The 6,023-nt window shown below is 69.4% G+C and carries 9 protein-coding genes and 1 pseudogene; 7 read left to right on the forward strand and 3 right to left on the reverse strand.

The window, feature by feature from the left end; genetic code table 11:
• Positions 1-59: 59 nt before the first annotated feature.
• Positions 60-290 (forward strand): hypothetical protein, encoded by a 231-nt coding sequence (locus BLT82_RS31375; protein ID WP_093660983.1) that lies wholly within the window; start codon positions 60-62, stop codon positions 288-290.
• A 57-nt stretch (positions 291-347) separates the two neighbouring features.
• Positions 348-1,661, forward strand: a complete 1,314-nt coding sequence (locus tag BLT82_RS31380) for a UDP-glucose dehydrogenase family protein (protein WP_093660985.1) — start codon at positions 348-350, stop codon at positions 1,659-1,661.
• Between the two features lie 33 nt (positions 1,662-1,694).
• On the opposite strand, the gene BLT82_RS31385 is transcribed toward BLT82_RS31380, so the two are convergent.
• The 3 genes from BLT82_RS31385 to BLT82_RS31395 all read right to left on the reverse strand — a co-directional run bounded on the left by BLT82_RS31385 (position 1,695) and on the right by BLT82_RS31395 (position 3,014).
• Positions 1,695-1,904, reverse strand: a complete 210-nt coding sequence (locus tag BLT82_RS31385; RefSeq protein ID WP_093660987.1) for a hypothetical protein — start codon at positions 1,902-1,904, stop codon at positions 1,695-1,697.
• A 135-nt stretch (positions 1,905-2,039) separates the two neighbouring features.
• Entirely contained in the window at positions 2,040-2,405 is a 366-nt protein-coding gene (locus tag BLT82_RS31390; protein ID WP_093660989.1) for a DUF6233 domain-containing protein, read from the reverse strand.
• A 15-nt stretch (positions 2,406-2,420) separates the two neighbouring features.
• Positions 2,421-3,014, reverse strand: coding sequence for a hypothetical protein (locus BLT82_RS31395; RefSeq protein ID WP_093660991.1), 594 nt, complete (start codon positions 3,012-3,014; stop codon positions 2,421-2,423).
• A 299-nt stretch (positions 3,015-3,313) separates the two neighbouring features.
• Between BLT82_RS31395 and BLT82_RS31400 the strand changes: the two genes are divergently transcribed.
• From BLT82_RS31400 to BLT82_RS31420, 5 genes and pseudogenes are all read left to right on the forward strand, one after another.
• Entirely contained in the window at positions 3,314-3,586 is a 273-nt protein-coding gene (locus tag BLT82_RS31400; protein WP_093660993.1) for a hypothetical protein, read from the forward strand.
• Entirely contained in the window at positions 3,583-3,975 is a 393-nt protein-coding gene (locus tag BLT82_RS31405; protein ID WP_093660995.1) for a type II toxin-antitoxin system VapC family toxin, read from the forward strand. Before BLT82_RS31400 ends, BLT82_RS31405 begins: the two co-directional genes overlap by 4 nt.
• Before the next feature lie 107 nt (positions 3,976-4,082).
• A pseudogene (locus tag BLT82_RS31410) lies at positions 4,083-4,595 on the forward strand (IS982 family transposase); the annotation flags it as partial.
• A gap of 499 nt (positions 4,596-5,094) precedes the next feature.
• Positions 5,095-5,451, forward strand: coding sequence for a hypothetical protein (locus tag BLT82_RS31415; RefSeq protein ID WP_244529797.1), 357 nt, complete (start codon positions 5,095-5,097; stop codon positions 5,449-5,451).
• Between the two features lie 7 nt (positions 5,452-5,458).
• On the forward strand, positions 5,459-5,689 hold the full coding sequence (locus BLT82_RS31420; RefSeq protein WP_093660997.1) for a hypothetical protein: 231 nt from the start codon (positions 5,459-5,461) through the stop codon (positions 5,687-5,689).
• The last annotated feature ends 334 nt before the right edge of the window (positions 5,690-6,023 follow it).

Raw genomic sequence — 6,023 nt, forward strand, 5'->3', positions numbered from 1 at the left:
CAGGCTCGTGAAAGCCCCGCGCAAGCAACCCGAGACCCGAGAAACGAGGCAGGTCGCTCATGCCGAGCCCTTCCGGCTTCAGCTACGAAGCCCGCGCCGACGGCACCATCGTCATCACCCATCGCCGCCGGAAGGCCGCGACGCTGCGCGGCAACCGTGCCGCTCAGTTCGCCGAGGAGGTGGAGTCCGGCGACGCCCAGGAGGTGATGGCGCGCTGGACGGGCTCGTACAAGTTCGGCAACGAGCGCACCGCCCGCAACCACCCCAGGAACAAGGGGCGCCGCGCCTGACCCCGTCCCGGGGAGGGGGACGGCGTCCCACGAGGAACAAGAGAATGGAAACCATTGATGACTGGCGCGTCCCGCAGAATCGCTGTCTTCGGCGCGGGCTACATCGGCCTGGTCACGGGAGCGTGCTTCGCGGAGCTGGGTCACCGGGTCGTCGTACGTGACATCCAGCCCGAGCGGATCAGACTGCTGAACTCCGGCGAAGTGCCCTTCTTCGAGCCGGGACTGGGCGATCTGATCACCCGCAACAAGGAGCGGCTGGCCTTCACGCTGGACGTGGAGGAGGCCGTGCGCGACGCCGAAGCGGTCTTCGTCTGCGTCGACACGCCGCCGACCGCCTCGGGCGACGCCGACCTCTCACGCGTCTGGGCGGTCGTGGACGCCCTGCGCGGCGCCTCTCACCTCGTCGCGGTCGTCGTCAAGAGCACGGTGCCGGTCGGCACGGGTGCGCGCGTACGGGCCGCCCTCGACGAGCGGGACCTCGGCCACGTGGGATACGCCTCGAACCCCGAGTTCACCGCGGAGGGCAGGGCGGTCGAGGACTTCCTGCGCCCCGACCGCGTCGTGATCGGCGCCTCGGACGACGCCGTGGCCCGGTGGGTGGCGGACCTCTACGGACGGCTGGACTCCCCGGTCGAGCTGATGGACGTCGCCTCGGCCGAGATGGTCAAACTCGCCTCCAACGCCCTGCTCGCCACGAGGATCACCTTCATCAACGAGATCGCGACCGTCTGCGAGGCGACCGGCGCGGACATCGGGCACGTGTCCCGCGCCGTCGGCCTGGACCACCGGCTGGGCCCGCACTTCCTGAGGGCGGGCCTCGGCTACGGCGGCTCGTGCTTCCCGAAGGACTCCCGCGCGCTGCGCGCCATGGCCAGCAACTCCGGCTACCCGTTCCAACTGCTGAACGCGGTCATCGAGGTGAACGAACTCCAGCCGAGACGAGCCATCCAGCGGCTCAAGACCGAGCTCGACGGTCTGAAGGGCCGCCGGATCGCCCTGCTGGGCATGACCTTCAAGCCCGGTACGGACGACATGCGCGAGGCCCCCAGCACGATCATCGCCTCCCGGCTCCTCGCCGAGGGCGCCACGGTCACCTGCTGGGACCCGATGGCCCCGCACACCGACGGCCGGCAGGAACCCTGGTCCTCGGCGACCCGCCGGCCCGACCCACTCGGCGCGATGACCGACGCGGACGCGGCGATCCTGGTCACCGAGTGGCCCGAGCTGACGGACGTCGACTGGACGGCCGCCGCCCGCCTCATGCGGAACCCTCTTCTGCTCGACGGCCGCAACCTGCTCGATCCCGCCGCCCTGCTCTCCGCCGGCTTCACCCACATGGGTGTGGGGCGGGGCACTCGGCGCCCGCGCTGAGGGACCCGGGCGTCCGGCCGGCACGCGTCCGGTTCACGCCGCGTGCCACTGGTGCGCCTGACCGCCGCGCCACTCGACCCAGTTCGGGTCGTCGAGGAGGTCCCAGGCGTCCGGGAGACCCGCGCGGCGGAGGAACTCGATCACGTCCTTGTCGTCGTGGGCGAGACCGAGGATCTCCCCCCGCACGGTGACCCGCCGCCCGCCGGAGGGGGACGGCCGGTGCACGACGATCGGCGGAGCCATGCATCCAGCGTGCGCCGCTCCCGTCGTGATCGCAGCCGGGCCCGGGCGGTGGTAGGCCCCGGGGTCCGGGACTTCGCGCCGGCCCGCCGGGCGCGAAACGCTCGGCCGGGCGCTCCGCCCCGACGCGCCGCGCGGCTACTCCCCCGGCTGCCCGGGCGGCCGGGGGATGCCGAGGCTGCCCCACGGCGCGCACACCTCGCACATCACCAACTCCGGGAACTCCTCCAGGGCGATCACGACGTGCTCCTTGTCCAGGTAGCCGAGCTGCGTTCGGTACAGCCCGCAGTTCCCCCGGTGCAGCATGGGCTGGGCGCCCTCCACTCGGGCGGGCTGCAGCTTCCAGGACATCTCGATCCTGGCGACCTCACGGCGCCTGCGGTCTTCCTCCTCCTCGCGCTTCAGCTCGTCGAGGGTGCGCTCGGTCTGCCTCAACTGGTAGGCGAGCCAGTCGCGCAAGCCCTCGTTGAGCCTGATGCGCTCGGAGCGCGACAGGTCGGACATGGACCCCTGCCCCGATCACGCCGCGGCGGAACTCATCGGCGGCGCCCCGCCGGAACCGTCCCCGGCCGAATCCTGCGCGGTGCCGTCCCTTCCGGCGCCGTCTCCGCCGGCTTCGCGACCGGAACCGTCACCGCCGGCCTCGCGCCCGACACCGTCCCCGGCGGCCTCGTGCCCGGTGCCGTCCCCGGCGGCCTCGTGCCCGGTGCCGTCCCTTCCGGAACCGCTCGCGGCAACCGTGTCGTCGGCCCGGGCGGGCGCGGCCCCGACGCTCTCGGCCCCGACATGCTCTGCGTGCTTGAGCGCCATGCGGGCCTTCACCACGTCCGGCCCGGTGAGCGCCGCCCAGTACGGGTGGGTCGACACCTCGATCGACAGCGTCAGCACGAGCTCGCGCAGCCGGGCCTCCTCGGCCCTCTGCTCCTCGCTCCATCCCGGGCTCTCCGGGAACTCGCGGCGGTAGCTGGAGTAGTGCCCCTCTTCCCCCGTCCACCCCCCGGCGGGCTCGACCGACCACGGCAGCTCCCGGCACAGCGCGCGGTACGCGGACCGGGCCTGGTGAAGGCGCAGCTGGGCGTCGCGCAGATCGTCGGGGAAGTCGTAATCGGCCACGACCAGAATGATACGCCTGTTCGAATACCTGACGGGAGAGCCGAACGGGCGATGTCGCCCGCGCCGCACACCCCCGCCTCCCTGTCCGGCTCAGTGCGAGCGCGCGATTCACCGCCTCCAGATCCACGTCCACCCACTCGCGAACAACCCCTCGCACGCCAAGGCCCGGGACATTTCGGTCCACTTGTCGATCACCGATGCCCCTTCCCCCACACCAACCCGCCACCCCGACCCCGGACGGGCACCGGAAACAAAGAATCGCCTGAGCCGAATAATAAAACTCTTGTTAAAGTGGTGCCATGGTCACCTCCCCCGCTCCCGGCGAAGGACCCGTCCGGCCGGTATCCGTTTCTCTCCATGAAGGCACCATCGCGGCCCTCAAGGCCCGTACCGGCAAGAGAGGCATCTCCGCCTACGTCGAAGCCCTCATTCAGCGCCAACTGGAGCGGGACCGACTCCACGAACTCATCGAAGACGCGGAGGCCGAACACGGTCCGGTCGACCAAGCTGCGGTCGAGGCCAAGCGAGCCATGCTGCGGGGCGACACGGCCGGCTCGGCGGACGCCGCGTGAGCGGCACGCTCGTCCTGGACTGCGAGGGCCTGTCCAAACTCGTACGGCGCACGCCTGAACTCACCGAGTGGCTGGCGGCAGCCGAGGGCGAAGACATCCGCATCGTCATCAGCTCCGTCACCCTCGTCGAAGCACGCGATCCCAAGACCGACCAGGCCCGCTTCGACTACGCCGTCTCACGCGTGAACGTCATCCCGCCCACCGAAGCCATCGCCCGCCACGCAAGCAAGCTCCTCGCCTCAGCAGGCCTGCACGGCCACAAATACGCCCTCGACGCAATCGTCGCTGCCACCGCCTTCGCCTCTCCCACCCCTGTGACCGTCCTCACGTCGGACCCTGAGGATCTCCTCATTCTGTGCGGCCCCGGCATCCGCGTGATCAAGATCTGACCCACGCCGCGCCCCGTCCACGGGAGACTCGACAAGCGTCAGCCGCTGCCTGCCACGTCCGGGCCCGGTTTGCCGGCACGCCGCCGGATCGGGCGACCCCCGAAGCGGACTCCGAACTGCTGTGCCCGGCAATTGCCCAAGTGTTGCTCGGCTTTCACTCCACCAGGGACTGGATCCGTTTCGCCCACGCCCGACTCGGCACCTCTTTCGCTACCTGCCCCAGCAATCCGCCTACAACAAGCGGCTGATCGACTCCACGCCACTGCCGTGCGCCGCCTGCCGCGAGACCGTCCCGCTCCGATCTGGCCGGACATGCCGGCTACGGCTGCCGCAGCCACTCCCGCTTCTTCTGGGGCTTTCGGCTCTACCTCCTCACCACCGCCGAGGGCATGCCCGTCAGCTGGTGCCTGGCCAATCCGAAGATCGGAGAGCGGGAGATGACGGCCGCGTTGCCGGAACGCGACCACCGCCTCGTGCGGGCCGGGCAGGTGATTCTCGCGGTCAAGGGCTTCGCGGGGAGGGAGTTCGAGGCTTACCTCACCGAGCGGCTCGGCGTTCATCTGGTGCGGCCCGACCGCAGGGACGAGCCGCTCCGACACGGGAAGATCGCCCGGGTCCGTCTCGCGGGCGACGGGGACGACGTCGACGGCTGTCAGATGGTGGGAGGGTGAGGCGGAAGGGGGGTGCCGAAGCCGGCGGCGTCACGCGGCCAGTCGCGCACCACGTCGTCGCCCGGTACCGATTTGAGCACGAGGGCCTGACTCCAAGGTCGTCGGCCCCGACTCCGTCGCTCTCCCACAGGCCACGGCAGCCCGACCCGGTCGCGGGGAACGGCCAGTCCACTCACCTAGCGCTCACGCGTCCGATCTCTCCCTTCCAGCCCCAACAGCCGGTCAGCACTCCAATCTGTTGATCACTCTTCGTAGTGGACCGTCGCACCGGGACGATACAAGGGCCGTTCAAGGGGCGTTATCCGCTCTGCAGGGACACCCACCCGAAGGAGCACCAAGCATGTTCGCTCACCTCATGGCCCGAACCACAACAACTGTCGCCGCGGCATCCGTACTCGCGCTCTTATCCCCGGCACAGGCGCACGCCACCGCCATCGGGTCCACACCCGTGGCCAGCTTCGATTACCAGGTCGGTGGCGTCACCATGAAGGTCCCCACCGGCTGCATGTTCAGCCACATCATTCGCGGCCAGGGCAAGGACATCACCTACCAGAACGCTGGCGTCGACTGCGGATTCGTCGGAGCCCTCAACGCCGGCTTCTGCAACTGGCGGATCGACTTCACCTACGCGAACACCGGCAACAAGACGTACCGCACCTCCCGCGGCAATACCCACACCGAGTGCAAGATCGACCCGATGCGGAACAACGCACCCCAGAAGCTTCCGCACTACGGCAAGGCATGCGCCCACTTGAACATCAACGGTGTCCGCCGGGTCAGCCAGTGCCACCACATCACGAAGTGAGCCGCACATGAGCACTCAGCCCACGAACGAAGACCCCGACTGGGAAACCAGGCGCCGCCGCGCCGGCATCATCGCCTTCCTCGTCGGTGCGGCCGCAGGCCTCGCCTTCTTCGCCTTCTTTCCCGGCCTCCCCCACGTCATCGACTGGGGTGCCATCGTCGTCTCCCTCGCCGTCGGCGGGCTCACCAGCTGGGCATGGCGATCCCGACTCGCGAAGAAGCACGTCAGCTCTCGGTAGGGGCCGCACCGTGCCATGGCCTCACCCCGGAGAGGATGGGACCCACCGAACCCCGGATGGTTCAGGTGTGGCCATCGCACGGACATGGAACTCAGCCACGAGTACACGGTCGTGATCCAAGGATTTCGATGCGCTCCCCTCGCGCTCCCCTACCCATCCCATCGTCGCTCGACCTGACGGGAAATCAGCACGGGAACAGAAAAGCCCAGGCCAGACACTGTCTGACCTGGGCAAGAATGGAGCCGCCTTCGGGATTCGAACCCGAGACCTACGCATTACGAGGTCTTTGAGGCCCCTTCCGGGACATGCACAGAAGCCCTTACAGGTCTCTGAC

It is taken from the genome of Streptomyces wuyuanensis (genome assembly GCF_900103455.1).
GTDB lineage: Bacteria > Actinomycetota > Actinomycetes > Streptomycetales > Streptomycetaceae > Streptomyces > Streptomyces wuyuanensis.